This window comes from Dactylosporangium sp. CA-139066, from assembly GCF_050936175.1.
Taxonomy (GTDB): Bacteria; Actinomycetota; Actinomycetes; order Mycobacteriales; family Micromonosporaceae; genus Dactylosporangium.
In genome coordinates this window covers 3,179,410-3,203,451 of sequence record NZ_JBNJNH010000001.1, presented here as the reverse complement: position 1 = coordinate 3,203,451, position 24,042 = coordinate 3,179,410, and the positions used below count along the sequence as shown (strand labels likewise).

Genomic DNA, 24,042 nt, shown 5'->3' with positions numbered 1-24,042 from the left:
GCGCCCGAGGGGCACGGTGGTGGCTGGCTTCCGTCGTACGGTGGCAGCATGACCGCTGAGCTGGCCGCGTTCCGGGTCAGCGTTGCCGAGGCTGCGCTCGACGATCTGCGGCAGCGCCTGGGTCGCGCCCGCTGGCCGGAGCCGGCGACGGTGGCCGACTGGAGCCAGGGTGTACCGCTGGACTGGCTCCGCGACCTGTGCGGGTACTGGCAGAACGGATACGACTGGCGACGCCTGGAGACCCGGCTCAACGCGCTGCCGCAGTTCACCACCGAACTGGACGGCCTGAACGTTCACTTCCTGCATCGGCGTTCACCCCACGCGGATGCGCTGCCGCTGATCCTCACGCACGGCTGGCCGGGTTCGGTGGTGGAGTTCCTCGAGGTTTTCGAGCCGCTGGCCGACCCGGTCGCCCACGGCGGCGAGGCGGGCGATGCGTTCCATGTCGTGTGCCCGTCGCTGCCCGGCTTCGGGTTCAGCGCCAGACCGACACAGCCGGGCTGGGGTCCGCAGCGGATCGCACGCGCCTGGGCGACGCTCATGACCCGGTTGGGCTACGAGCGGTTCGGCGCGCAGGGCGGCGACTGGGGCGCGATCGTGACCGCGGCGCTGGCGGCGCAGCAACCCGAACGCATGGTGGGCATCCACCTCAACTTCTTCCCCATGGCCCGCCGCGACCAGTTCCCCTCCGACGACCTGACGGATCTCGAGCGGCAGAGCCTGGCCGACGCCGCCCACCACCGCGAATGGGGGCAGCGGCTACGCCCTCGAACAGGCGACCCGGCCGCAGACCGTCGGCTACGGGCTGACCGACTCCCCGGTCGGCCAGTGCGCCTGGATCGCCGAGAAGTACTGGGCCTGGACCGACCACAACGGTGATCCCCTCGCCGCGCTCAGCCGCGACCAGATGCTCGACAACATCAGCGTGTACTGGCACACCGCCACAGCCGCGTCCTCGGCCCGCATCTACTGGGAGCACGGCTTCGGCCGGCCGTCGGCCCACGGGCTCGATCCCGGGCTCCTCACCGTGCCGGTCGGTGTGTCGGTGTTCCCGCGCGAAATCTTCCGTCCGTCGCGGCGCTGGTGCGAGCGGTCCTGCTCCGATCTTCGCTTCTATGAACAGCTTCCCCGTGGCGGCCATTTCGCCGCGTTCGAACAGCCGGAACTGTTCGTCGACCAGATCCGGCGCGCCTTCCGCACCATGCGCTGACCCACACCGCCCACGACGGCGGCAAGGGAAACAGCGTCCGTCAGCATCCATGTGCCATGACGCGGTCCGCCGTCTCTGCCGCCGAGGCGATCGCGTCGAGTTCGACGACGAGGTGGCGCGGTCCGCGCAGCTGCGGGTTGGGCCGGTACGGGGGCGGGTCGGCGACCAGGCGGGGATTCACGAGTCGGCGGCCAGTACCGGCAGTGCCACCTGTGTCTCGATTCTGGCCAGCGGGGCACCGAAGCAGTAGTGGATGCCGCTGCCGAAGCCGAGGTGCCGGTTGTCGGCGCGGTCGGGATCGAAACGGTCCGGGTCGGGGAAACGGCTGGGGTCGCGGCTGCCGAGCGAGGGATCATGCTGCGCGTGGTTCTTCGAAGTTCGGCCATCGAGGGGCAGGCCATGGCCTACCGGTGATCGTCTCCAACGCCGCGGACAGTTCCCGGCGGGTGATACCGGTCTGCGCGCACACCTGGAACCATCCGTTCTCGCGTGCCAGCTGCACCCGCCACTCACAGCCGCACACAGCGGCTCACAGCCGGACACAGCCCGCTCACAGCGGCCTGCCCGGACCGTGTCACGTCCACGGCCGGCGGGCTGGATACCTCTCACAACCGACGCTCGCGTGCCGACGACCGGCACCGCGAAGGCGGCAGGAGCGTGGAGGGCAGCGAGAGGGCCGTGTCTGCGACCCGTTGGTGTCGCAGACACGGCCCTGAGGGATGCCGGTCGTGCAGGCGCGTGGTCGCGGCTCAGGCTGCGGCCAGTTGCGGCCGGTCCGTGGGGCGGGCGGCCACGGCGGCGCGGGTCCGCTGCCGGTGCGCACCATGCGCCGGGAACGGACCCACGATCACCTACCTGCGGTCGCCCGCCGCGCCGACGTGTCGCGCACCTTCCTCTACCAGAACTCCGATGCCAAGTACATGGTGACCACCGCGATCATCGCCAGCGGTGACCAGCGACGCCAAACCCGGGCGGCCATCGACGCGCAGATCGAAGCCCCGTGGCACCAACGAGCCCTCAACGCCGAAGACGCCTCAAGGGCCGCCTATATCGAGATCGACCGCAGCGGGAACGCATCGGCATCCTCCTCGGCCAACTCCGCGATCTGCAAGCTGAGTACACCGAAGGCACCGCACAACGCCTCGCCGAGGAGAACAGCACGCTAAAGCAGGGCGTCCGTCAGCTCACCGGGGACACCGCGGCTTGGAGCAGAGACTGCAGGCCGCCCGCTGCAATGACCTCTTCCTCGATAAACGCCTAGCTGACCTTGAAGCTGAAGTCCTACATGGCGGGCTCACCGCCGGGGTCCGGCGCTCCCTGCCATCTGACAATTCGGCCTACCGGTGATCGTGGGCGGCTCGTCACCGCCGAGGCCGGAGTTGCGTTTTGTGGGCGAATTCCAGCCGGTTGCCGTCGTGGTCGGCGACGTTGGCGGCGTAGTAGCCGGGCGCGAAGTAGGTTCGCTCGGCCGGCCGTCCCTCGTCGAGGCCGCCAGCCCTGATGGCTGCGGCGTATGCGGCGTCGACGGCATCGTTGCTGTCACAGCGGATGCCGAGGTAGAGGCCCGTCTCGCCGGCGTTGCGCTGTCGCAGCCAGATGCTCGAGCCGACGCCGATGGAGAGGTAGTCGGCGTCACCGATGCCGAACAGGTCGGGCACGTTACCCGGCCCGGAGGAGGCCCGGTAGTAGCCGACCTCTCGCCAGCCCAGGGGTCGGAGGGCTGCGAGGTAGAACGCCGAGGCCGTGTCGATGTCGGTGACCGAGATATAGACGTGGTCGATCATTTCGGGTCCTCGCGGAATGCAGCAGCGTTCGCGTGGGCGAATTCCCGGAAGGTCCGCGCCGGGTTGCCGGTGATCTTCTCCACGGTGTCGTCGGGACGCGACCCGTTGCCCGACGCGACCGTTTCGGTCAGCTGGCGCAGGACGATGCCGTAGTCGATGGGGACGCCGGTCGCCAGCACGGCGGCGATCCAGGTCTCGCGGTCGATGTCCTGGTGGATAACCGGTTGGCCGGTGGCCTCGCTGATGATGGCGGTGGCCTCGGCGACGGTGAGGGCCTGCGGCCCGGTCAGGCTGTACGCCGAGCCGGCGTGCGCAGCCGGGTCGGTCAGGGTGGTCGCGGCGACGGCCGCGATGTCCTCGACGTCGATGAAAGCCTCGGCGCCGTCGCCGGTGGGTACGACCACGACGCCGTTCATCGGCTTGAGGAAGGTCTCGCTGAAGTTCTGCATGAACCACGCCGGCCGCAGAACGGTGTGGGACAGCCGGTGTCGCCTGCTCAGGTCCAGCTCGACCGCGCGAGGGGCGAATTCGTCCGGCGCGTGCTCCATCCCGTACGCGCTGAGGAAGGTCACATGCTCGACCCCGGCCGACTCGGCCTGGTCGAGGAACGCCGCGACGTCCGCGGCGAAGTCGATGCGCAGGACGGCCGGCATCAGATAGACCCGGGTGACGGCATCGAGCGCCGGGGCGTAGGTGTCGCGGTCGCTCCAGTCGAAGGTCACGTCGGCGCCGGATCGCGCCGCCGCGCGGACCGCGACACCGCCGCCGCGGAGGCGGGCGGCGACACGGGAGCCGGTCTTGCCGGTCGCGCCGAGGACGAGGACGGTGGGCTGTGATTCGCTCATGCGTCTACGGTGCCATACCGTGGTGCGCGTATGAATGCGTATTGCGCTCGTGTAGCAACGCGTTACGCTCACTTGGTGGACGTATTGCATGACTATCTCGTGCGGGCCCGAGCGTCGGGAGCGGTCTTCGCGCGCTCCGCAGCCCTGCCACCCTGGGGGTTGACCCTGCCGGGCTCCATCCAGCTCTCGCTGCACACCGTGCTGCGCGGCCACGCCTGGCTCTGGCTGGACGACCCGGCCGAGGCCCAGCGGCTGCTGCCCGGCGACCTCGCGATCGTCGTCGGCGGGCGGGACCACCACATCGCCGACGAGCCGAACCCCGGCGCGTGCGTTTCCCACGAACAGTTCTGGGCGGCCACGGCGGACACTGATGCCGCCGATCCGGGCGCATCCGTCTTCCTGTGCGGCGCCTATCGCCTCTCCGGTGACGTCGGCCGGAGCCTCATCCAGGCGCTCCCGCCCGTGCTGGTCATCCGGCCGTCCGCTCATGACCAGGTGCACGACGTCGTCTCCCTGATCTCGAGGGAGCTCCAGGAACAGGCGCCCGGCAGCCAGACCGTGCTCGACCGGCTGCTCGACGTCCTCCTCGTCCTCGTCCTGCGCGCGTCCTACGAACAGAGCTCAAGCGCGCCACGCTGGTACCGCGCCGCCAAGGATCCCCGGCTCGGCCGGGCGCTGCAGGCCATGCACGAACAGCCACACCGAAGCTGGACCGTCCCAGAGCTCGCACGCCTGACCGCCATGTCCCGCCCATCGTTCGCCCGCAACTTCGAACGCGCGCTCGGACAGACCCCGATGCAGTACCTGACGGACTGGCGCCTGACCCTGGCCCGCCACTACCTCCTGATCGGCGAACTCACCCTGGAACAGATCGCCCGCCGGACCGGCTACACCTCACCCAACGCGTTCGCCGCGGCCTTCCGCCGCCACCACGGTGTGCCACCCGGCCGCTGGCGCGACGCGAACGTGCCTGTACCCGGATAAGGGCTGAGATCGACTGCGGCGGGCGAGCCGTCTGAGGCAATCCGATACAGCTGGCAGTCAGCAAGATGGAGCAGGCCCAGTTCATGCGCGTGGTGTTGCGGGAACACGGCGGTCTCGGCCATGAGGCGGTCGCGCCCGGGTTCATCGGCATGCCGGCCCCGTAGCTGCTCGGCGCCGGCTACCACGTCATCCTCGAGGGCTTCCTCGGTAGCCGCAGCTACGGCACCGTGTTGCGGCAGTTGATTGCCGAACATCCTGGCCCGAGCCACGTCTACTACCCCGACGTCAGTTTCGAGGAGACCGTCCGCCGCCACGACAACCGGGCCGAGCGGATCCCGGTCAACGTCGAGGAGATGCGCGGCTGGTATCTGGCGCTGGGTGTGTCCGGGGAGCACGTCGCCCCTGGTAACACCGCGGCGCTCGCGGCCTGGCGGCGGCTTGGCTTCCGCAATCTCCCCGATGACTACGCGATCGACGGGTTCGGGTGATCGTGGACTGCAAGGGTCCGTGCCGGGATCGTCCCGTCTTCCAGCTCGACCTGCCCGCCGCCGGACCGGTAGCTCAGCGTGGCAGCCCGGAAGGAGTCGACACGTGACGGCCGTCAGAGACGACCGGCAGACACTCCGGGATGTGGTCGCTGGTCGCCGGGCTGGTCCCGTTCGACGAACGCGAAGCCGCCGACCGCGACGACGTGCTCGCCTGGATCGACGCCGGCGCCGAGCTGTATCGGCGGGTGCCGCCGGACGCGCCACAGCAACACCTCGTCACCTACTTGCTGCCCCACGACGAGCGGACCGACCGGGTGTTCCTCGTCGATCACCGCAAAGCCCGACGGCTCCTGCCGCCGGGTGGTCATGTCGAGCCCGGCGAAATGCCGTGGGCCATGGTAGTCCGCGAAGCCGACGAGGAGCTCCAAGCGGTCGCGGTCCCGCATCCGTTGGGGCCGGGCGGGCGGCCGTTGTTCGTGACCGTCACCCAGACCGTCGGCCCCCCACGTCCATACGGACGTCACGTTCTGGTTCCCGATCGCGTTGGACCCCGGACAGTCAATCGCTCCCGATGCGGGTGAGTTCGCTGGCTGGGGCTGGTATCCGTGCGCTGAGGTCATGGCGTGGCCGGCCGGGCGCACCGACCCGGACCTGGCTCGGTTCCTGACCAAACTCAGCCGGCTACGGACCGCGACCTCTGACGGGTCCGCGCATGGCAGGTAGACCACGCCGCCATGACGACGCCGCCGCGGCGCGTCGTACACCCTGTCGGTGGACATGCTACTGCTCTACACTCGCCCCGGTCCGCACGGCGTCGAACTCCTCGTCGGGCTCCGCCGAGGCACTACGCACCATCAAGATGGGACACCCCGAGCGGGAAGCGCCGGCCGGGTGAGCGTCTCGAGGACGGCATGGCGCGGCATGCGTTGAAGGAGACGGGACTGCGCCTGCCGCCGCACCTGCTCCACGTCGTCACGATGACGCACTGGCACCCGCCGGACCGGGCTCCCCGGATCGGGGTGTTCTTCAACCTCCAGGCCGAACCCGCGGCGCATGGCGTCCCTACATCGCCGAACCGGACAAGTGCGCCGCGCCGCAATGGGCGCCCCTGGACGCGCTGCCCACGCCGCTGCTGCCCTATACCGAGATCGGCGTCGACCTGTTCCGATCCGGATGGCGCTACGCGGCAACGGACTGGCCCCACGCGGGCGCGGACGAGGGCGGTTGAGGTGCAGCGGATCGCCATCGTCGGGGCCGGCAGTGCCGGGAAGACGGTCCTGGCCAACCAGCTCAGCACCCTGCTTGCCGCCCCTGGTGTGCCTGTGGGGGGGATCGCCCGCGGCGGCTGCGCTATCGCGGCGGCCGGCACCCCGATGGGGTCCACGACCGCATCACCGTCGGGTTCCTGCGCTGCGTCCGCGCCTCCGCAACCGTCACGTGCCTGCCGTCCGGACGTGTATCGCTACCTACGGCGGCCACGCGGTGCTGATCGAGGCGACCAGCCGCCGCCAGGTCAACCAGTTCCTCGCCCGCCTCGGCGGGCCCATCGCCGACCCCGGGAGGCACCGCCGGTTGCGGTTAACCACAGCACCGGGAGCTCGACCGAGGATGGCGAGCCACACCGATCCACGGCAGAGGCGACCGCTGGACCCCGCCGACCCGGCGCAGCCGGTTGCGGCTGACGTCGCTGCGCGACCGGGGTCCGAGCCGGTCACGTGGCGCGGCGACCTGCGCCGGCTGTGGACGGCGTACTCGGTCAGGAGGTCGGCTCTGTGGTCGGCGCCGGAGCGTTGCGCCCACGGAATAGCCCCTTCGCCGTCGTGGCTGCTGTATTCGACGTCAGATCAAGTGCTCCAGCACCGCCCGGTCACATTGATAGAACCCACCAAGGTTGAACGCGTTGGGCAGCCAGCGGACCGCAGCCATGGTGGGTGCGGGCTTCGTCAACCTGGTGGCCTCGACAAGCCGAACAGTTCGATCAGGCCGCTGATCTCGAACCGGCGATGCAATGCCGGGTTCAACGCCTCCAGGCGCAAGCTGCAGCCGACGTCGTCGCACCAGCGCTTCGCGGCCACGATCGCTCCCAGGCCTGAGGAGTCCATGAAGCTGACCTGTGCGAAGTTCACGTCCAGCTCGGTGGGCTGCAGCTGCAGCGCTGAGCGGATCGCGGTCCGCAACTGGCCCACGGTGTCCTGGTCCAAGGCCCCGCTGAGGACGATCGGGACCCGGCCGGCAGACGGCGTGCCGATCTCGGCCGACAGCGGCATCGTTCACCCCCTTGTATGCGCGGGCTCGACCATACCGACCCGTTCGCCGTCCGCAACTCGATGCACCAACAGGCCGGATGCGACGCCAGAACCGGGCATGACCGGGGCCCAGCGCCGCAGTTTCGAAGCCGCGGCCAGCAGTTTCCGTCGTGCGGATACGGCAGTGACGACCGGTGGGTCGCGGCGCACGGCGCACCCCGAACGGGCGAGGCCGCCACGAGATGGGCCCAGGACGGCGCTGGTACGGCTCACCGTCGTTTCTCGACGTGGCGTTGCGACTGGACGGCGCGCTGGAATGCGCCGTCGCCCAGCCGTCGGCCTGTCGAGGCGGTCCCGCTGGTCGGGTTGGCTATGCCGGCCGTGCTCATCCCCGGCTACGACGCTCGGGCATCGTGGCGGGCGGTGAGGACGAAGGCAACTCGCCGACGATCCGGGCGGTAACGGTGGTGCCGTGGGTACCGGCGGTGATGTGCAGGTGCCGGGTGAGCTGGCGCACCATCCACAGCCCGCGTCCGCTGAGGGCAGTTGGCGGCACTGCGACGCGGCCGGCCTGATCGGGGTTCGTCATGCCGTGGCCGTGGTCGCTGACCCGGCACATCAGATCGGCACCGTCCTGCCACAGCATCAGCCGGCCGGCGCCGCCGCCGTGTTGCACGGCGTTGCTGCTGAGCTCGCCGACCACGATCAGCAGGATTTCGATGGCCGCCTGGGATGCACCCAAGCCGGCGGCGTGGGCTTCGACCGCTGCGCGCAAGCCGTAGAGGTCGCCGACGGTGAACGGCTGCTCCAGATCCACGGCGACGCCCGGTGCGGTACTGCGATCGGGGGCGGTGCCGGCATCGTCGAAGGTCCCGGCATCGGGTGCGGCGCGTCCGTGCTCGGCCCGCAATTTGCTGGGTTGGGAGTCGGTCACGTCGCCTCCGTCAACCGCAGGTTCGCGAGCTCAGCAGCGCCGCACAGGCGCAGGACCCGAGCCGGTAGCGACGCGCACGGGACATCCATGACTCGCTCGGATGACAGTTGCCCGGCCGCCCGGACGATCGCCGCTGCGCAGGCCGCGTCGAGGTAGCGGACCCGGCGCAGGTTCACCTGCGGGTCGGCGTCGAGCCGCAGCGCTTCGGCGAGGGCCTGTTCGAGCACGCCGAGATGGCGGAAGTCGAGCTCACCGGCGATCCGCACACCGGCCGGCCGGTACTGCCGGCAGATCCGCAGCAGCGGATCATCGTGGTACACCTGCGCCGCGACCGTGTGCGGATGGACCTGCGCGGCGAACGCGAGGGTGACCGGGTCGAAGGTACCCCGGTCATATTGACACATCGTGGTCACGGTCCCGCCGCGCAGCCAGCCGGTCGCCTGTTCCTCGAACCGCAGCAGCTCCTGCGCGGCGGCATGCGGGCGGGTCGCCCAGGCCATGTCCGTGCTGACCCGCAGCCCGCGATAGCCGGCGGCGCCGGCCGCGTCGATCTCGGCGGTGATCGCGGTCAGCATCTGCAGTGCCGTACCCGCGCCGGCACCTGACCACAAGGTCGAACAGTCCGCCACCAGCAGCTGCCCGGCGGTAGCGGCCACGGTCGCCTTGACCGAACGGTGGTCCAGCTCGTCGATGAACGCCACGGGCGTCATCGCATCGGTGTAGCACACCACCCGCTGACCTCGCTCCAGCCCGTCGCCGACGAACGCGGCCAGCAGATCCAGCCGCTCGTCCGGATCGCTGAACGTCAGGCACGCATGACCACCAGCAGGCAGGCGCTCAACCCCGACCGGCTCCGCCATCCGAACTCCCTCCTGCAGCAACCCGGCACCGGCCCCCGCCCGGATGCAGCCCTCACCCAGGCAGTACCCAATGCGGCGACCTGACATGCCCAGACTCGCCGACCGGCGAAGTCAGACCTCGTTGACCGTCCCGCCCGCGAGCATCGGCGGCCCGGCCCGGGGCCGCCAACGCGTCGCCGGCGGGTGTTCTACCCTGATGGTCGCTTTCGGATACGTCACGAGCGGGGTCCCATGACGGATGCTGTCGCCGCGAACGCCAAGTGATCGGCTACATCCCCGGGTACCTCACCGAAGAGGGCTACGCCACCGGCGCCCGGTTCCCCCTGCTGACCCTGTTCATGCCGACGACCTGGGCCGGGCCGGTCGCGGTCGTTGTCCTCACCGTGGTGGCGCTGCGCACGGTCCGCACCGCCGACCCGGACCGGCCGTGGCTGGCCGCTACCGTCACTGACCGGCACGGCGCTGCTCGTCGCAGCGCCCAGCTACCCCTGGTACGCACTGCTGCTCGTCCTGCTGGTCGCTCTCGGCGGCCGGACCGAGTGGCTGGCCGTCGCGGCGGCCGCCTACCTCGCCCAGTACGCCCCCAACCTGCACCTCACCACGGCATCCACGCAGCGGATCGGCTATGCCGCCGCGCTCGCCGTCGTGATCGTCGCCGCGCTCCACCGACACCGGTCGAGGACAGCGCCTACACCGCAGACACCCGGCGTCGATACGTGAGCACCGCGCCGGCACCCCAGCACCACAAGCTCAGATGTTTCCCATGAGCTGTGGATGCAAGAAGGTGACCGTCGCGGCGACGACAGCGTCGGTGAATGCGCTCGTCCTGTCGATCGCGCCGTTCGACAGGAGCCCGAAAATTCCACCGTGCTGCTTCGTGTTCCGCCGCGGAAGGTGTGAGCCCGCTGCCGAAGCTCCACATTGGACGGAAACCGATCAGTGTGGCCCTGATCGTCACCGACCGGCCGGCCGGCCGGCCGACTGCCGGTGCTCGTGCCGGGTTCAGGTTTGCCACATGGACCGGCGGGTAGCTGGCCGGCTCTGGATGGCACGTGTACGAGAGGCAACGGGGGAGTGGCGGACGATCGGGCGGGTCGGGACGCAGCGTCGCCAGGCCGCCGGCCGGCTGGGCCGCCCGGACCTTTGGTTCGCGAATTCTGGCGCAGCCCGATCCGCGGTCCCTGGCTGACGTCGGTGTTCGGCCTGGTGCTGCTGGCCGGGGTCACAGCGCTGTTCGTGACGGGCCTGTTGTCCTACGCCGCCTACAACCCCGACCTGGGCAACGACACCACCCCGGACAAGGGGCTGCTGGGCTTCTACCTGTTCGACTGGCCGACGCACCCGGCCTGGCTGTACCGGCTCACCCAAGGCGTGCACGTCACGCTCGGCGTCGTGCTCATTCCGGTACTGCTGGCCAAGCTCTGGTCGGTCATCCCGAAGCTGTTCGACTGGCCGCCCGTGCGCAGCCCCGCACAGGCCTTGCCTGCGCGCTGGTGGGGTTCTGGCTGGCTCCGTTGGCGCCGCTGTTGCTCTTCCTCGCCGTCGCTCCCTTGGGGTACGTGCTCTACCTGGTCGCTGGCCGGTACCCGGCCCGGACCGGGCTGCCCATGCTGGTCGCCGCGCTGACCGGTCCGGCGGCCACCGCGCTGACCGGGCGCCGCCCATGACTTGGTCGTTCAGGATGGCCGGCTGTACTGGGCGGCGGCGAGCCCGAACGGGATGGACACGCAGGTGCGGTCGATCCCGGTGGCCGGCGGTCCGGTGATGGTCACGACGGTCGACGGCGCGTATGCGTTCTCGGCGTGGCCGTGGCTGCAGACCGCGGCCGGCGTGCGGCAGAACGGCCGGGAGGAACTGCGGTACCTCCTGAGCGGGCAGCGCATCGCCGTCGTCAAGTCCTCGGCGGAGACCGTCGACTGCGGCCCGGTGCGGTGCCGGTCGATCGTCAGCACCGGCAGCGGCGGCGACAACGGCTACGACATGGTGCGGGTGGACGGCACGGGACGCCGCCGCGTCGGGGCGCGGAACGCTCCCAGGCCGTCGCCGGGGTCGCTCTGGTGGACCGGTTCGAGGCGGTAATCGAGACGGGGACGCGGACCGCGTTCGACTCCTCCCAGCACCTCGCCCTGTACGACCTGACGACGGATCGGCTGATCACCGTCGCTGACGGCGTTGATCAGGTGATGGCCGGCGAGCACATGCTTTGGTGGTCGACCGGCGAGCGGCAGGCCGGCACCTGGCACAGCCTCGACCTGTCCACCCTCGTCGCCTAACACGGCACGGCAAATCCCAGTTTCCCGGGCCGGGTGTCGAACGACAGATGGAATCCGAGCGCGGTAGTGGACATGCGGTGGAGCATCACCGGCTCGCGACCCTTGGGGCGCTCGGCGTCCTGACGACGTTGTGTCGGTGGCATCGGTTTCATGCAGCCCGTTAAGCCATGAAATCCAGATGGAAGACCAACCGGAACTTTCGGGCGGTTGGCGATCAATGCTCGTCGTAGTGGCCATCGTGGGCGGCGTGCCGGTGCCCGTCGTGTATGTAGTCCAGATGGTCGCTGTGCAGGACCGGCGAGTGGCCACAACCGTCGCCGTGCACATGGGTGTGCGGCTCGGCCATAACGTGCGACTCGCACGCGCATTCGTCGTAATGGTCCCCGTGACGCCGGTGCACATGCCCGTCATGGAGATAGTCGACATGGTCACCGTCTCGCACCTGAACATGACCACAGTGCTCACCGTGCTCATGATCGTGCGGCTCCGACGGCGTGTGCTGGCCGGTCGCACACTCGTCGTAATGCCCCTCGTGGGCGTGGTGCTGGTGCCCGTCATGCAGATAGTCGACATGCCCGGCATGCTCAACGGCGGTGTGCCCGCAGTCCGCGCCGTGGATGTGGGTGTGCTCCGTGTGAACTGGGTGTTCCAGGGTGCTCATCAGTTCTGACCTCCGTCAGACTGTCCAACCTCGTTTCGCTACCCTCCCGCCGCGCGGGTAACCACGAAACCTTCGTCGGGCTGCTTGGGCAGGTACGGGAACAGGTGGATGACCGACGTCCGGGCATTGCGGATCCAGCGGCTCTCGTTGTGGTAGCCGAGCAGTACCTGCATCACCGACACGGTGATCAACTCGGCGTCAGTGATCTTCGGGGCGATCCCGACCTTCGGGCCGGTAGGGGTTGAGCTGGGGGGACGCTTTCAACTCGTCATCCATCCTGCAGTACAGTGCGGTCGCGAGGGTATCCAGATCGACGTGCATGGGGCCTCCATGGTCTCGTTGCCTAGGCAAGGTCGATCATGGATGCCCTCGCACCTGTTCGCTGACCCGTATCCCTTGGAATCGATCATCTAGTGCTCGACCAGCCCGGCCGTCGGCCCCGCCGCCCGGGGGCCGGCGCGGCGGTGCCCGGCGAGGTCGCCGTTCGCCGCGGTGATCGGCAGCTCCATGCGCAGGGTCGTCCCCCCACCGCGAGGGCTGCGCAACTCGATCCGGCCGCCGAGCGCCTCGACGCGGTCGTTGAGGCCGAGCAGGCCGGTGCCGCGGGTGAAGCCGGCGCCGCCGACGCCATCGTCGCGGACCGCGACGCGCAGGACGCCGTGGTCGGCGTCGGCCTCGACGGTGACCGCGACGGCCGAGGCGTGCGCGTGCTTGGCCGCGTTGGTCAGCGCCTCGGCCACGACGTAGTAGGTGCTCATCTCGACGTGTTCGGGCAGCCGCACGTAGTTGGGCATGGTCAGGTCGACCGGGATCGGCGAGCGGCGGGCGAGCGTGCGCAGCGCCGGCTGGAGGCCGCCCTCGGTCAGGATCGCCGGGTGGATGCCACGTGCGATCTCGCGCAGCTGCTCCAGCGCGCCGGTCGCGTCGACGACGGCATGGTCGAGCTGCGCGCCGAGCGTGCCGAGGTCCGCCGGCAGCTCCGCCCGGATTGCGCGCAGCTGCAGTGCCAGCGTGACCAGCTGCTGCTGGGCGCCGTCGTGCAGGTCCCGTTCGATGCGGCGGCGGGTCTGGTCGGCGGCGGCGACGATGCGCGCCCGCGACGTGGTGAGCTCGGTGCGGCTCTCGGCGTTGGCAATGGCGGTCGCGACGAGCTCGGTGAAGTCGGCGAGCCGGGACTCGGTGTCGAGCGGGAGCCGCTCGCGTCCCGCCGCGACGCCGATCGCGCCCCAGAGGCGGTCCTCTACCACGATCGGGCTGGCGACCTCGGAGCACGCGTCGCCGGCGGTGGTCCCGGGCGGTGCCGCCCGGCCCGGGTGGTCCACGTCGTGGCGGGCCGCGCGGCCGGTCACCTGGACCGCGTGCACGGCCGAGCGGGGGTCGGTTCCGCCGTGTCCGTGGCCCTGCGGATGGCGTAGCGGGTGGCCGCCCATGAACGTCGCGTGCCCGTCAGGCTCGAACCGGGTGATCGTCGTGTCGTCGGCGCCGAAGAGCGTGGCGACCTCTTCGGCGACCGCGGTGAACACAAGGTCCGGCGGCGACCCGCGGGCGACGAGCGTCGCCACCCGCCGCAGCGCGGTCTGCTCGTCGGCGATTCGGCGGTACTCGCTGTACAGGCGGGCCAGCTGCTCCTGCGAGCGCCGCAGCGTCACCTCCCGCCGCTCGCGTTCGGCTTCGAAGTGCTTGCGCTCGGTGACGTCGCGCGCGCTCGCGTAGATCAGGCCCTCCTCCGGCACGCCCAGTGCCGACCACTCCAGCCAGCGCAGCGCGCCGCTCTTGCACCGGTACCGGTTCTGGAAGATCATCCTCTCCTGCCCCTGCGACAGGGCCTCCGCCTCGGCGACGGTGCGTTCCCGGTCCTCGTCATGCACGAAGTCGATGAAGGGCCGCTCCAGCAGCTCCTCGGTGGAGTACCCGAGGGTCCGCTCGAACGCCGGGTTCACCCGCCGGAAATAGCCGTCGAACCCAATCGAACAGATCAGGGCGGGCGACAGCAGGAAGATGCGGTCGAGCTCCTCCCGGTCCCGCTGCCGGGCCTCCGAGGTCCGCATCGCGTCGAGGGCCAGGTCGAGCACCCTCGCCATGCTGTGCACAAGGCTGATCTCGTCGACGCTGAAGCCGTCCTCACCGGAGCGGGCGACCAGCAGGTGCCCGCACGAGCCGCCGGCCAGCGGCACGATCACGGTGTGGCAGCTGCCCGCGCCGGGGACGTCGATCGTCTCCCTCCGCCGGTTGGCGACCTCGACGATGTCGGCCAGCGGGAGCCGACCGGCCGGGAAGCCGACCGAGCTGACCACGCCGTCGTGCCCGAGCACGACACCGACCTCGCACTCCAGGGCGCGGGCGGCCCGCTCGGCGGCGACCTGGGTCGCCGCCGTCGCGTCGGGTGCCCCCGACACCGCCGCGAGGAACTCGGCGAGGCTCTGGGTCGACAGCGCGGCTGCGGACGGCACCATGTCAGCCATTTGCGAGCACGACGAGCGTCTGGTTGTGGTAGCCGGTGATGCCGCGGAGCCGGGCGAATTCGCCCCAGGTGGAGAAGCCGGCGACCGGCGCGCCGCCCGACCGGTCGCGCCCTTCGTCGTGGCCGGCGGCCCGGTCGCGGGTGCCCGCGCTGCCGACCGACAGCCATCGCCGTGCTGGTGATGCGACGGCGTGGTCGCGATCGTGCAGGTGTGGCTCCAGACGAGGGTGCATCCCATCCTCCCGGCCGTGAGACCAAGCGTACTGCGCACGCGACAAATCAACCTTATCGGCCAAGTCACGCGATTCGGCCGGTCGTGCACCGGCCCGGCGCCGCCGCACGCGGCAGCGGCATGTCGCGGGCGCCGGCGGACCGGCGCCGTCCCCACCCCACGAGGCTCCGACCACGCAGAGCGTTGACATCCGACTATCGATGCACTCCAATGTTTGGGAGAGCATCGACGACGCTGCATGCCATCCCGCCTGCCGAAGGGCCGACCGGGTGCCTCCACGAACCCGCCGCGCGACCGCCCTGACCGCGGTCGCCGCCGTCGTCCTGGCCGGCGCCGCCCCCTCCCCCGCCGTCGCGTCCGTGGACCCGGCGGGCCCCGCCGCCCCGGTCGCACCCTGGGCGAGCAGCCTCGGCACGATGATCACCGTGAGCTGACAGCAGCCGCGCACCGGCCCGGTGGCCCGTTTCTTCCACGTCCGGGAGGGCGACCGGGTGGTGGCCCGCACCAGCACGACGTCGACGCAGCTGGAGGTGCCGTTCAGCACGTCGCACACGTACACGGTGACGGCGGTGGACGGCCTCGGCCGGGAGTCCGCCCCGAGCACGCCGGTGACCGGGCGGTCCTGGCTGTCGGGGTACAACCCCGAGTGCATGCCCAGCTCGGTCCCGCTGACCGTGACCGCGGTCAGCGCCACCGCGCTCACCGTGGCGTGGAGCCCGCATCCGCTCGGCGGGGACCTGGAGCTGCGGGTCGACGGCCAGAGCCTGGGCTTCACGCCGCTGACCGGCGCCCGGGTCGGCGGCCTCGCCCCGGCCACCACCCACCAGTTGGCGCTCTACCGGTACAACCGCTGCGGGTCCGGCGCGCTGACGCAGGTCGCGTCGGCGAGTGCGACGACGGCGGCCGGCGCGCCGGTGACCCTGTCGGCGCCGTCCGGCCTCACCGTGACCACGCCGACCGACACGGCCGTCGGCCTGTCGTGGGCGCCGCCGGCCGGTGCGCCGCCGGCCCGCTACGCGGTGTACGACGCGGGGACGTTGGTCGCGGTCACCACCGGCACCGCCGTCCGGGTGGACCGGCTGTACCCGGCGACCGCGCACCGGTTCACGGTCGCCGGGTTGGACGCGGCGGGGAACGAGTCCACGCACAGCGCCCCGGCCGGCGCCGCCACCCAGCCGTGCCTGGCGGTGCCGGCGCAGCCGACATCGAAAACCCGTGACCAAAAATAGGCCAAAGCGGACACAGCGTCGTTCAGTATCTGCCCGCCGGACCCCACGACTCGCAACCGCAACCCCCGTATGGAGATCATCTGCAAGCTCGAAGAGAGGCTCACGGAGCCTCCACGCGTTCGAGTAGCGGTGGATAGGACCAAGATCTGCGGCGTGGCGTTCGGTGATGGTCGCCTGAACGGCCGTCAAGCTGCCGACACCGCCCTTCTCTACGAACTGCCCCTCTCACGAGACATCGTGATCCGATGAGCGGCGCAGGAGGCGACGCTGGCTTGGACGCAAGGCGACAGCGTTGGTGCCACTGGCCACACGTGACCGCGACGCGTTTGTCGTCGACCCGTTCGCGCACGGCTGGACCGTCGCCGCGCACGTCGGCGACGCGGACCACTGAGCGGTCAGCTCGGGGCCCAGCGGGCGTATTCCTGCTCGGCCGCGTCGGCCTCGGCGAGCCGCCCCAGACCGCGGAGCAGTTCCACCTGGCCGGCCAGGGAGTTGAGGTAGGCCGGCAGGAATGCCTCCGGATCGCGGCCGGCCAGGTTCCGCAGTATCCAGGTCGCCTGGACGCCGAACGGCAGCGCCTCGAGATCGCGACCGTCCTCGGCGAGGACGGCGGCGTGGTAGGTCAGCATGTCAGCGTAGTGGAGGGTCGCCTCGGTGACCTCGGCCCGCTGCGACAGCCCCCAGGTCCGGAAGAAGTCGATCCCCTCGGCGGCCGCGGCATCGGCGGCGAGACCGTCGGCCTCCGTGTCATGGCCGACGACCACCTCCCACAGGGCGGCGGTGAACGCGTCCGCGAGGCCGGCCGCGCTGGCCTCGTCCACGATGAGCTCCCGGCACCGGTCGGCCGCCTCCGTCACCAGGGGCAGCCCGGCCAGGTTGTCGCCCAGCTCCCGATGACAGCGGGCGGCGGAGATCAGCACCCCGGCCAGCAGCAGGATCTGACCGGGAATGTCGCGGAAGATCTCGGCCGCGGCGAGCAACGCGTCCAGCGCGGCATCGAACTGACCGAGCTCCGCCCGGCAGTTGCCGAGCCCGAGGTGGACGAGCCCGAGCTCCACCGGGGGAACCTCTTGCGGCCCGGCCGTCGCGGCCATGGCCAGCGCCTCGTCGAACAGGTTCACCGCCTCCGCAAAGCGGCCGAGAGCGGCCACGCACTGACCGTGCACGCGTAGGGCGCTCACCAGGCTCGGGGCGGCGTGCGCCGCCCGGGCTACCGTGATGGCCTCCAGGCTGACCCGGTAGGCCTCGCCGACGTCGCCGAGCACGGTGAGCGCCACGGCCTGCACCACCAGGTTCGCCGCAATGCGGCCCTGGACCGCCGGCGCGGGCTCGCTACCGTGCCACAACTGCGCAGCCAGCTGCGTTCGCTGTACCGCTGGCTCCTGCTGACCCAGTTCCTGCAGGCAGACCGCCGACATGAACGCGACGTCGGCCAGGCCGGGCAGGGCGGAAGCGGCCAGATCCGAGGCCTCGTAACCCTCGATGACGCGATCGAACGCGGCCAAGGCGGCGTCGTACTGCCCGCGGGCAAACTCGCCCCGTCCCTCGATGACATGGGTGGTCAGCATCATGGCGACCACGAGGTTCGACGGCGGCAACTGCTCGAGAGCGGCCCGCGCCAGCGCGGCATGGTCGAGCGCCTCGGCCGGCCGGTTGACGGCGAGGTAGGCGTTGGCCAAGACGGTCTGCGCCTCGGCCTGCATCCCCGCCATGCTCGGCCAGCGGCCGATCGCGTCGTCCTCCTCGTCGAACGAGGGCATCGCCCGGACCAGCTCGGCCGTCGCACCCTCCGTGAGACCGACGACGTCGGCATGCTGGTCGGCGGCGAGCGACGCACGCGCCAGGGCCAGCTGGGCCGTGCCGCGGACCAGCGCCAACAGCGGCTCGTCGGCAGGCACCGGGGCAATGGCCTTCAGGGCCTCCCGGGCGCTTCGCAGGGCCGCCTCGGGCGTGCCGATCTGGAACGCGGACAGCTGCGCCAGCGCGCTGCCGAGGTTCAGCATCGTCTCGGTATCCGCGTCCTCATCGGTCCCCAGCTCGAATCGCGCAAGCGCGATCGACTGATGCGCGAAGCCGACGGCGACGTCCAGCCGATCGGCCGAAGCGAGCGCGCCGGCCAGCATGTCCAGGCCCCCGCCGACGTCCTCGACCACCGCCAGCATGGCCTCTTGCAGCAGCGGCAGCTCGTCCGACTCCAGTTCCGCCAGTTCGGCGTCGCTCATCGAGGTCAGCCAGTCGTAGGGCTGCCGGCCCGCCAACAGTTCCACAAGGACGTGCATCATCCCGAGACCCTCGACGGCCTCCTCGTTCACGGCCGCCTCTGCCGCATATCGTTCGGCGGCCTCTGTGAGGGCCTCCGCCGCGGCCTCGACGTCGCCGCTCCACAGCAGATGCAACCCCCGGATGGCACCGACCTCCGCGAGCACCGCGGCATTCTCTGGCGTCTCGGGCAGGTTGCGCAGCAGCGCCGCGGCCTCCTCGACCTCCGCGATGGCCCACCGCCGCTGAGCGGATGTCAGTCGCAGCGGGTCCATGCCGCCCTGCGTCAGCGCGGCGACCTTCGCGAGCACAGCATTGCCAAGATCCGCCTCGTACTGCGCGAAATGCTCGGGGCTCAGCCGCTGGAACTCCGCGATCGAGTCGTTGGCGTAGGCCAGCGCCGCATCGGCCTCGTCGTCGTCGAGCTCCCCGGCGATGGTGCTGAGAAACTTCGCGAACTCGGCCCGCGACCGGTCGTCGGTGACGAACCGCCGGCGAAGCTCGACGCTCTCCGCGAGCAGCGTTGCGGCCAGTTCGTGGTCGGACAGGCGCTTCGTCAGACCATGCAACGCGTCGGACACCGCGACCGCCTTCGCCGGAGCCTCGCCGGCGGGCAGCTCGCCGATGCGCGGGGCGATCCGCTCGGCGAGGCCGGTGCTCAACCGGGCCGCCAGCATGATCAGCGCGAGGCTGTGCTCCGAGGTCCACCGGTCGTGCTCCGGTTCGCTCCAGGCGAGCGGACGCAGCGGTCGCGGCCCCCCGAGGGCACCCTGCGGACCCGGGGTCTCGCGCAGGCTCGACGCGAGCTGCGTCAGCGGCTCGGCCAGCGGCTGCAGCACATGACCGGCGAAGTCGCGGCCGAGCCGCAGCTCGATCGCTTCGACACACACGTCCAGGGCGGCCGCCTGATCGCCCAGGTCGGCCAGGCAGGAGCCGAGGTTGACCAGCGCCTCACACCGCTCGATCAGCGCGTCGGTGTTGGCGCCGCCGCCGTCACGTGCCAGGGCGGCCGCCGTGGCCAGGGCCTCCCGCGCGGCCGGCCGGTCGCCGCCGTTCGCCTGGCCGGTGCCGAGGTTGTACCACGCGCGCGCCAGGCGCCGGGACTGGTCCGGACCCAGCAGACGGGCAACAGCCAGCGCCTCGGCCGCCAGGGCCGTCGCCGCGGCGGCGTCGAGGGCGGTGGCGGCCTCGGCGGCCAGGTCGGTGAGCGCGTCCACCCGGACCGGCGCGGTCGGCACGTGCCGCAGCTGGGCCTCGCACCACGCTATCGCCAGTCTCGCGAGCCGGCTCATCAGCTGGCGGTAGCTGTCCTCGCGGCGCGGGACCCGGCGCACGACCGCGGCCGCGGCGGCCAGCTCGGCCTCCGCCTGCTCGCCGTCCAGGACCCGGTTCAGGGCGATCTCGATCAGGCCGGGCAACCGGCCGCCGGGCTCGGCCGCGGCCTGGGCCACCAGGGCGCCGAGGCATTCGGCGAGGAGGTTCCGCAGGACGTTGCGGACGCTCTCCCGGTTGCCGGCCGCGAGGCTCAGCGACTCCAACATGTTCGCGGCGTGCTCGGCGGTGTTCGACTCGTGCCGATAGACCGCCACCACTAGTTCCGGCAGCTTGAATGGTGGCCGGGCAACGGCCGGAGCAGCGCCGATCAGCGCTGTCGTGGAGTCCTGTGCGATGGTCACGGCGGTGCGCTGTGACGGGTGGTGCTGCGCCCGTGTGACTTAGGTGCGGGCTGCGGTGATCATGCGGGCGTCGGGCGGGCGGACGGACACCTGCAGCAGGAACGTCCACACCCGCGCGCCGCGGCGGACCTCGATGTGCAGGTCGTCGCGGTGCAGCCCGTGGGCGGTCAGCTGGTCGGTGCTGGTGTCGGCGTGCCAGCGCAGCCGCACGATGTCGCCGACGCGCAGGAACGTCGCGATGGAGCGCCAGACGTCGTGGAACGGTGCCCCGCCGATGCTCGCCGTCGCGGTCGCGCCGGGCAGCTGGTGGTCGTGCCAGCGGCGGCCCGGATCGTAGCCGGCGATGTCGGCGGCCACCGCGATGCGTCGGCGCCGGTCTGCTCCGATCGGGTCGGGAAAGAGACGCTGGGGCCAACTGGGCGGCCTCGTGCGCGCCGAGGATGTGCGGCGCGCACCTCCCCAACCGAAGTCCGCAGGCCGACCACGCGTCGTACCGGGCGGTGGCTCGCCGCGCGGCATGGGCGAGCCCGTCGCCGGACAGTCCGGCGGCAGGCTGACCACCCGCAGCCGGCGCCTGGCCGGGGGCCGGCCGGCACTCGGCCAGTTGGGCCGGTTGGCCGGGTTGGGTTACCTCAATGCGGGGTTCGGGTGTCCCGGCCGCGGGAAGTGGTCAGGCGGCGGGTGGTTGCACGGCGCCGCGGTCGGCGTGCCCGGACGGCGACGGGGACCACTTGTGACAATGACGGCGGGCGGCCCGTTCGGCGTCGACGCCGTGCTGCCATTGATTGAACCGCCGGCCGTTGAGCGGGCGCCGGGCGTGCGGGATGCGGTTGGCGGGGATGCCGACCGGGCCGAGCACGGCGAGCAGGTGCGAGGCTTCCTGAGAGGACCGGCCGGCCACGGCGATGGCGTCCCGCGCATTCGCGGCAAATGTGCGCACCCGATCTCGGCTAGGCCCGGTCGGCGGTTGGATCGATCGTCGGTGAGTGGGTGCATGATCGAGGTTGCGGTCTCGACGGCGGAGGCTCAGGGGGTGGCGTGTCAACCCTGGCTGGTGGATGCGTGTCCGGCGATTGTTTCGGGGTTCGCGCCGATCCTGCGGAGCAGGCCGGCGGCTGGGTCGTCGCCGTCACGAAGCATGGTCACCAAGAGGTGTGTTGTGCCGGCGAAGGGATCACGTGCCTGCCGCGCTGCCGTGCTGGCCGAGCGCAGCGCGCGCAATGCGCCTGCGTCCAGCGGCGGCGTGGGGCGGCGGGTTTTCCGTTCCCGCGGCCAGCCTTTTGTCGGGACCGCTGCCGGGTCTGGGACAGGTTGCAGCGCGGGCGCTGACTGGGCCGCGGCCATGGTGGCGGCGAGCAGGGTGACGCCGTGCTCGCGCAGTATCTGACCGGCGGTGTTGTGGCGGGCGACCGGTTCCGGCAGCACCGCGCCCGCAGTGTGCAGCTGTTCGTGCAGGTCCAGCACGCTCAGGAGCAGTTCGACGGTCCCGGTGTGGGCGTGTCCAAGGCGGATGGCCTGTATGCCGGCGTCGTGTTCGACCAGTGCGAGGATGGGGTGGCCGTAGCGTGCTCCGTGCCGAAGGAAGGGTCGACGCATCGCCACGTACAGGCCGGCCGCTACGGCGGCTCTCCAGGGCGGTTGCAGCATGCGGGGCGCGTTCGACGGCAGGACGCACAGCGCCTTGAGCGCCTGTGGTGCCCAGTCCGGTGGGTCGTCGCCGGCGCGGTACTTGGGTGCCTGACGGTCGAGAGCGAGGCCGTCGTGACCGACCACCCACATTTGCCTGGCGAGTTGGGCTGCAGCGTTGCCCGGCTCGGCGAAGATCGCGGCAAGCAGGTGACGTACGCCGGCCGGTACGCCGTCACGGCGGCTGGCCTCGTGGACGGCCTCGTAGACCGCGTGACGGACCAGTGGGGAGAACACGGCGACGCCGGGACCGCCGAGGTGGGCCGCCTCTCGCAGCGCCCCGTCGGCGAACACCGCCACCTGCTGATCGAAGGCGGGAAACAACCGGGACCGCTGCCAAGGTGAGTCGTCGTCGATCAGATCCCCGCGCTGCCGCCAGTCACGAGACCACGGTGGCGGGAACTGGCGCAGTTCCGGCACCCGCAGCACACCGCGCTGCAGCACTTCCGCTGAGCTGACCACGGTCTGCCCGTGACGGACCGCCCGCCGGTACGCACCCTCCAGTGCCCCGACAAGACCACGACCTGGCCGCACACCCACCACGTCCACACCGTCGATTGTCGCCGCCGCGATCAACTGCCCCAAGGAAAACCGCCCCACACCGGCGACGTGCGGTTATCGGCGCATCGGGGCATCGGTGGTCGACCCTCACGTACCACGGCATTATGCGGGGTGATCTTCGGTCACCTGGGCCCTGGCGGGTCGCATGATGCGTGATATGCAGCGTGATCGAGGCACCGCGTGCCCAGTTTGAGGAGCCTCACGATCACCGGCATATCGAACATGAGCGCGCACCGGGCAGCTGCAACTCCCGGCTGCGGGCACGGGCTGATGTGACCCACCAGTTATGGGGGTAGAGCGTAGAAGTCTGTCCGATGGTCGATGCCGCCTTCGTCGCTGGCCCCTTGACCAATTCGGCAGCCGCCTAACGCAACGGCATTGATATAGGCGTAGAAGCTCCCTGCATGGAAGGTGGCGGCGGCAGGCAGCTACGGCGAGCAGGACCAGCCCGCACCGGGTGCCGCCGGCGCGGCGACTCGGGCGTCCTCGACGCGTTGGCCCGGCCGGAAAATCCCGGGCCGGAAACGCGAAAGGCCCCCACACCAGATGCCGAGTGCGGCGTCCGGTGTGGGGATCAGTTGGGTCGGCTGGGTGAGGTGGCCGGCCCAGTTCCATGTCGCCGGGCCGTCAATCGCGCGGTGCCGGACGGTACACATCGGCGTAGGCGGTGCATCGTCGCGCAGCACGTAGAGCAGGTCCTCGTCCAGTTCGGGCGGAGAGGTCCCCGTCCGGGCCGGACAAAGACGGGCCAGCCGCAACTGGCGGCGGCCATCGCCGGGCACCGCGCGGCGCGGTCGCAGTAGCGCTCGTCGGACCCGATGAGCACCGCGTCCGCTTTCAGGCCCCGGTGGGCGGTGTGTCGTCGCGCAGGAGGTACAGCGGGTCCTCGTCGGGCTCGGGCGGGCCAGGGTGGAACGGTCCCCCAGGGCCGGGCGGCCCGGGCAGTTCGGCCAGCCGCAGCCGGCGCCGGCCGTTGCCGACCACCTTCCACACCGGCCCGGCCGGCCCGCCGTGCTCGCCGGCGTGGTCGCGGGCGGCTGTGGCGATGGGGACCCCGAGGGTGCCGCCGGCCAGGCTGGTGAGGTGCCGGTGCAGGTTTGTCTCGATGGCCGTCGTGGGCAGCCAGAACAGCACCGGCCAGGCGGGGCCTTTGTCCTGCAGGGTGCGGTACCCGGTCAGTTTCTCCGTCGGTGTCGGTACGGGCAACGGCCTGCCGCAGCGCGGTGGTCTCGCCGAGGATCGGCAGCGGCGGCCGGGTCCGCATGGTGAACGCCGCGGTTTCCTGGTTGGCCACGACGAGCCGGCTCGCGGTGGTGTAGGCGTCGAGGTGGGACAGGTCGTGCTCGTCGAGCTCCGGCAGGGTGTGCCGGGCCAGTTGATGCGCGTCCTCCGGGCTGCAGTTGAAGTACACCTTGTTGCGCGCGTTCGCGGAGAGGGCCAGCTGGGTTTCGCGCGGCAGCTGGCTCAGGTTCTGGTGCGCCAGCACCAGGGACAGGTGATAGCCGCGGGCCTCGGCGAGCATGTCCCCGACCGAGCCGGCCAGATTCAGCACGTTGTGGTGAAAGTCGGCCAGGGACGCCCTGCCGGTGTTTCCACCGGTGGGTTTTCCCTGACCGCTTCCCGAACCGGACGTGCGCCTCTCGACGCATCCGG

Annotated in this window: 29 protein-coding genes and 3 pseudogenes; 14 read left to right on the top strand and 18 right to left on the bottom strand. The window is 71.0% G+C overall.

What is annotated here, in order from left to right; all coding sequences use genetic code 11:
* Positions 1–48 precede the first annotated feature (48 nt).
* The gene (locus ACQEVU_RS14660; protein ID WP_433323645.1) at positions 49–879 is read left to right on the top strand and encodes an epoxide hydrolase family protein; all 831 of its coding nucleotides are present in this window, start codon (positions 49–51) and stop codon (positions 877–879) included.
* A gap of 28 nt (positions 880–907) precedes the next feature.
* Positions 908–1,210 carry a hypothetical protein gene (locus ACQEVU_RS14655; RefSeq protein WP_433323643.1) on the top strand — a complete coding sequence of 101 codons (303 nt, stop codon included), beginning with the start codon at positions 908–910 and terminating at the stop codon, positions 1,208–1,210.
* Positions 1,211–1,250: 40 nt separating this feature from the next.
* Here ACQEVU_RS14655 and ACQEVU_RS14650 read toward each other — a convergent pair whose 3' ends face one another.
* Complete coding sequence (locus ACQEVU_RS14650; RefSeq protein ID WP_433323641.1) at positions 1,251–1,391, bottom strand: hypothetical protein; 141 nt, start codon at positions 1,389–1,391, stop codon at positions 1,251–1,253.
* Positions 1,388–1,723 carry a cytochrome P450 gene (locus ACQEVU_RS14645; RefSeq protein ID WP_433334928.1) on the bottom strand — a complete coding sequence of 112 codons (336 nt, stop codon included), beginning with the start codon at positions 1,721–1,723 and terminating at the stop codon, positions 1,388–1,390. The genes ACQEVU_RS14650 and ACQEVU_RS14645 overlap by 4 nt, the downstream gene beginning before the upstream one ends.
* A 206-nt stretch (positions 1,724–1,929) precedes the next feature.
* Here ACQEVU_RS14645 and ACQEVU_RS14640 point away from each other — a divergent pair, with 206 nt between their 5' ends.
* Complete coding sequence (locus ACQEVU_RS14640) at positions 1,930–2,376, top strand: hypothetical protein (RefSeq protein ID WP_433323639.1); 447 nt, start codon at positions 1,930–1,932, stop codon at positions 2,374–2,376.
* Between the two features lie 195 nt (positions 2,377–2,571).
* Here the strand turns inward: ACQEVU_RS14640 and ACQEVU_RS14635 are convergent, their stop codons facing one another.
* Both ACQEVU_RS14635 and ACQEVU_RS14630 read right to left on the bottom strand, forming a co-directional pair.
* Complete coding sequence (locus tag ACQEVU_RS14635; protein ID WP_433323637.1) at positions 2,572–2,994, bottom strand: VOC family protein; 423 nt, start codon at positions 2,992–2,994, stop codon at positions 2,572–2,574.
* A complete protein-coding gene (locus ACQEVU_RS14630) occupies positions 2,991–3,839 on the bottom strand; it encodes an NmrA family NAD(P)-binding protein (RefSeq protein ID WP_433323635.1) in 849 nt (282 codons plus the stop codon). Before ACQEVU_RS14630 ends, ACQEVU_RS14635 begins: the two co-directional genes overlap by 4 nt.
* Positions 3,840–3,914: 75 nt before the next feature.
* Here ACQEVU_RS14630 and ACQEVU_RS14625 point away from each other — a divergent pair, with 75 nt between their 5' ends.
* On the top strand, positions 3,915–4,823 hold the full coding sequence (locus tag ACQEVU_RS14625) for a cupin domain-containing protein (RefSeq protein WP_433323633.1): 909 nt from the start codon (positions 3,915–3,917) through the stop codon (positions 4,821–4,823).
* Between the two features lie 230 nt (positions 4,824–5,053).
* Positions 5,054–5,311: a hypothetical protein gene (locus ACQEVU_RS14620; RefSeq protein WP_433323631.1), complete on the top strand. Its 258-nt coding sequence runs from the start codon at positions 5,054–5,056 to the stop codon at positions 5,309–5,311.
* A 113-nt stretch (positions 5,312–5,424) separates the two neighbouring features.
* Here the strand turns inward: ACQEVU_RS14620 and ACQEVU_RS14615 are convergent, their stop codons facing one another.
* Positions 5,425–5,739 (bottom strand): hypothetical protein, encoded by a 315-nt coding sequence (locus tag ACQEVU_RS14615; protein ID WP_433335376.1) that lies wholly within the window; start codon positions 5,737–5,739, stop codon positions 5,425–5,427.
* Here ACQEVU_RS14615 and ACQEVU_RS14610 point away from each other — a divergent pair.
* Together ACQEVU_RS14610 and ACQEVU_RS14605 are read left to right on the top strand one after the other, a co-directional pair.
* Positions 5,626–5,892: an NUDIX domain-containing protein gene (locus tag ACQEVU_RS14610; RefSeq protein WP_433334926.1), complete on the top strand. Its 267-nt coding sequence runs from the start codon at positions 5,626–5,628 to the stop codon at positions 5,890–5,892. The two genes, ACQEVU_RS14615 and ACQEVU_RS14610, sit on opposite strands and share 114 nt — an antisense overlap.
* Positions 5,893–6,045: 153 nt before the next feature.
* Positions 6,046–6,993 (top strand): NUDIX domain-containing protein, encoded by a 948-nt coding sequence (locus tag ACQEVU_RS14605; protein WP_433323629.1) that lies wholly within the window; start codon positions 6,046–6,048, stop codon positions 6,991–6,993.
* 261 nt (positions 6,994–7,254) lie between these two features.
* Here the strand turns inward: ACQEVU_RS14605 and ACQEVU_RS14600 are convergent, their stop codons facing one another.
* The 3 genes from ACQEVU_RS14600 to ACQEVU_RS14590 form a co-directional block, all read right to left on the bottom strand.
* The gene (locus tag ACQEVU_RS14600) at positions 7,255–7,578 is read right to left on the bottom strand and encodes an STAS domain-containing protein (protein WP_433323627.1); all 324 of its coding nucleotides are present in this window, start codon (positions 7,576–7,578) and stop codon (positions 7,255–7,257) included.
* A gap of 364 nt (positions 7,579–7,942) precedes the next feature.
* Positions 7,943–8,491 (bottom strand): ATP-binding protein, encoded by a 549-nt coding sequence (locus ACQEVU_RS14595; RefSeq protein WP_433323625.1) that lies wholly within the window; start codon positions 8,489–8,491, stop codon positions 7,943–7,945.
* On the bottom strand, positions 8,488–9,351 hold the full coding sequence (locus ACQEVU_RS14590) for an MEDS domain-containing protein (RefSeq protein WP_433323623.1): 864 nt from the start codon (positions 9,349–9,351) through the stop codon (positions 8,488–8,490). The genes ACQEVU_RS14595 and ACQEVU_RS14590 overlap by 4 nt, the downstream gene beginning before the upstream one ends.
* 372 nt (positions 9,352–9,723) lie before the next feature.
* Between ACQEVU_RS14590 and ACQEVU_RS14585 the strand changes: the two genes are divergently transcribed.
* A complete protein-coding gene (locus tag ACQEVU_RS14585; protein ID WP_433323621.1) occupies positions 9,724–10,071 on the top strand; it encodes a hypothetical protein in 348 nt (115 codons plus the stop codon).
* Between the two features lie 30 nt (positions 10,072–10,101).
* On the opposite strand, the pseudogene ACQEVU_RS14580 reads toward ACQEVU_RS14585, so the two are convergent.
* Positions 10,102–10,233, bottom strand: a pseudogene (locus ACQEVU_RS14580) (DUF84 family protein); the annotation flags it as partial.
* Between the two features lie 312 nt (positions 10,234–10,545).
* Between ACQEVU_RS14580 and ACQEVU_RS14575 the strand changes: the two are divergent.
* From ACQEVU_RS14575 to ACQEVU_RS14560, 4 genes are all read left to right on the top strand, one after another.
* Positions 10,546–10,977, top strand: coding sequence for a hypothetical protein (locus ACQEVU_RS14575; RefSeq protein ID WP_433323619.1), 432 nt, complete (start codon positions 10,546–10,548; stop codon positions 10,975–10,977).
* A 42-nt stretch (positions 10,978–11,019) separates the two neighbouring features.
* Positions 11,020–11,430, top strand: a complete 411-nt coding sequence (locus ACQEVU_RS14570) for a hypothetical protein (RefSeq protein WP_433323617.1) — start codon at positions 11,020–11,022, stop codon at positions 11,428–11,430.
* A complete protein-coding gene (locus tag ACQEVU_RS14565) occupies positions 11,409–11,624 on the top strand; it encodes a hypothetical protein (RefSeq protein WP_433323615.1) in 216 nt (71 codons plus the stop codon). The genes ACQEVU_RS14570 and ACQEVU_RS14565 overlap by 22 nt, the downstream gene beginning before the upstream one ends.
* A gap of 136 nt (positions 11,625–11,760) precedes the next feature.
* Positions 11,761–12,294 carry a hypothetical protein gene (locus ACQEVU_RS14560; RefSeq protein ID WP_433323613.1) on the top strand — a complete coding sequence of 178 codons (534 nt, stop codon included), beginning with the start codon at positions 11,761–11,763 and terminating at the stop codon, positions 12,292–12,294.
* Between the two features lie 68 nt (positions 12,295–12,362).
* On the opposite strand, the pseudogene ACQEVU_RS14555 reads toward ACQEVU_RS14560, so the two are convergent.
* The 3 genes and pseudogenes from ACQEVU_RS14555 to ACQEVU_RS14545 form a co-directional block, all read right to left on the bottom strand.
* Positions 12,363–12,606, bottom strand: a pseudogene (locus ACQEVU_RS14555) (IS982 family transposase); the annotation flags it as partial.
* A gap of 89 nt (positions 12,607–12,695) precedes the next feature.
* On the bottom strand, positions 12,696–14,747 hold the full coding sequence (locus ACQEVU_RS14550; RefSeq protein WP_433323611.1) for a sensor histidine kinase: 2,052 nt from the start codon (positions 14,745–14,747) through the stop codon (positions 12,696–12,698).
* Positions 14,740–14,979, bottom strand: a complete 240-nt coding sequence (locus ACQEVU_RS14545; RefSeq protein ID WP_433323609.1) for a hypothetical protein — start codon at positions 14,977–14,979, stop codon at positions 14,740–14,742. Before ACQEVU_RS14545 ends, ACQEVU_RS14550 begins: the two co-directional genes overlap by 8 nt.
* Before the next feature lie 268 nt (positions 14,980–15,247).
* Between ACQEVU_RS14545 and ACQEVU_RS14540 the strand changes: the two genes are divergently transcribed.
* Positions 15,248–15,412, top strand: coding sequence for a hypothetical protein (locus tag ACQEVU_RS14540; protein WP_433323607.1), 165 nt, complete (start codon positions 15,248–15,250; stop codon positions 15,410–15,412).
* Between the two features lie 21 nt (positions 15,413–15,433).
* On the top strand, positions 15,434–16,207 hold the full coding sequence (locus tag ACQEVU_RS14535; RefSeq protein ID WP_433323605.1) for a fibronectin type III domain-containing protein: 774 nt from the start codon (positions 15,434–15,436) through the stop codon (positions 16,205–16,207).
* A gap of 395 nt (positions 16,208–16,602) precedes the next feature.
* Here the strand turns inward: ACQEVU_RS14535 and ACQEVU_RS14530 are convergent, their stop codons facing one another.
* From ACQEVU_RS14530 to ACQEVU_RS14505, 6 genes and pseudogenes are all read right to left on the bottom strand, one after another.
* Complete coding sequence (locus ACQEVU_RS14530; protein WP_433323603.1) at positions 16,603–20,142, bottom strand: hypothetical protein; 3,540 nt, start codon at positions 20,140–20,142, stop codon at positions 16,603–16,605.
* Between the two features lie 39 nt (positions 20,143–20,181).
* Positions 20,182–20,499 carry a hypothetical protein gene (locus ACQEVU_RS14525; protein ID WP_433323601.1) on the bottom strand — a complete coding sequence of 106 codons (318 nt, stop codon included), beginning with the start codon at positions 20,497–20,499 and terminating at the stop codon, positions 20,182–20,184.
* 313 nt (positions 20,500–20,812) lie between these two features.
* On the bottom strand, positions 20,813–21,082 hold the full coding sequence (locus ACQEVU_RS14520; protein ID WP_433323599.1) for a hypothetical protein: 270 nt from the start codon (positions 21,080–21,082) through the stop codon (positions 20,813–20,815).
* Between the two features lie 101 nt (positions 21,083–21,183).
* Entirely contained in the window at positions 21,184–22,413 is a 1,230-nt protein-coding gene (locus ACQEVU_RS14515; protein WP_433323597.1) for a Clp protease N-terminal domain-containing protein, read from the bottom strand.
* Between the two features lie 813 nt (positions 22,414–23,226).
* Positions 23,227–23,595, bottom strand: a complete 369-nt coding sequence (locus ACQEVU_RS14510) for a hypothetical protein (protein WP_433335374.1) — start codon at positions 23,593–23,595, stop codon at positions 23,227–23,229.
* Positions 23,585–23,944: pseudogene (locus tag ACQEVU_RS14505) on the bottom strand (type VI secretion protein); the annotation flags it as partial. The gene ACQEVU_RS14510 and the pseudogene ACQEVU_RS14505, both read right to left, overlap by 11 nt.
* Between the last annotated feature and the right edge of the window lie 98 nt (positions 23,945–24,042).

Coding starts and splice junctions, on each gene's coding strand:
- ACQEVU_RS14640 (WP_433323639.1), top strand. CDS start 1,930: ATGCCGGTCGTGCAGGCGCGTGGTCGCGGCTCAGGCTGCGGCCAGTTG.
- ACQEVU_RS14635 (WP_433323637.1), bottom strand. CDS start 2,994: ATGATCGACCACGTCTATATCTCGGTCACCGACATCGACACGGCCTCG.
- ACQEVU_RS14660 (WP_433323645.1), top strand. CDS start 49: ATGACCGCTGAGCTGGCCGCGTTCCGGGTCAGCGTTGCCGAGGCTGCG.
- ACQEVU_RS14600 (WP_433323627.1), bottom strand. CDS start 7,578: ATGCCGCTGTCGGCCGAGATCGGCACGCCGTCTGCCGGCCGGGTCCCG.
- ACQEVU_RS14550 (WP_433323611.1), bottom strand. CDS start 14,747: ATGGCTGACATGGTGCCGTCCGCAGCCGCGCTGTCGACCCAGAGCCTC.
- ACQEVU_RS14545 (WP_433323609.1), bottom strand. CDS start 14,979: ATGCACCCTCGTCTGGAGCCACACCTGCACGATCGCGACCACGCCGTC.
- ACQEVU_RS14655 (WP_433323643.1), top strand. CDS start 908: ATGCTCGACAACATCAGCGTGTACTGGCACACCGCCACAGCCGCGTCC.
- ACQEVU_RS14590 (WP_433323623.1), bottom strand. CDS start 9,351: ATGGCGGAGCCGGTCGGGGTTGAGCGCCTGCCTGCTGGTGGTCATGCG.
- ACQEVU_RS14605 (WP_433323629.1), top strand. CDS start 6,046: ATGACGACGCCGCCGCGGCGCGTCGTACACCCTGTCGGTGGACATGCT.
- ACQEVU_RS14630 (WP_433323635.1), bottom strand. CDS start 3,839: ATGAGCGAATCACAGCCCACCGTCCTCGTCCTCGGCGCGACCGGCAAG.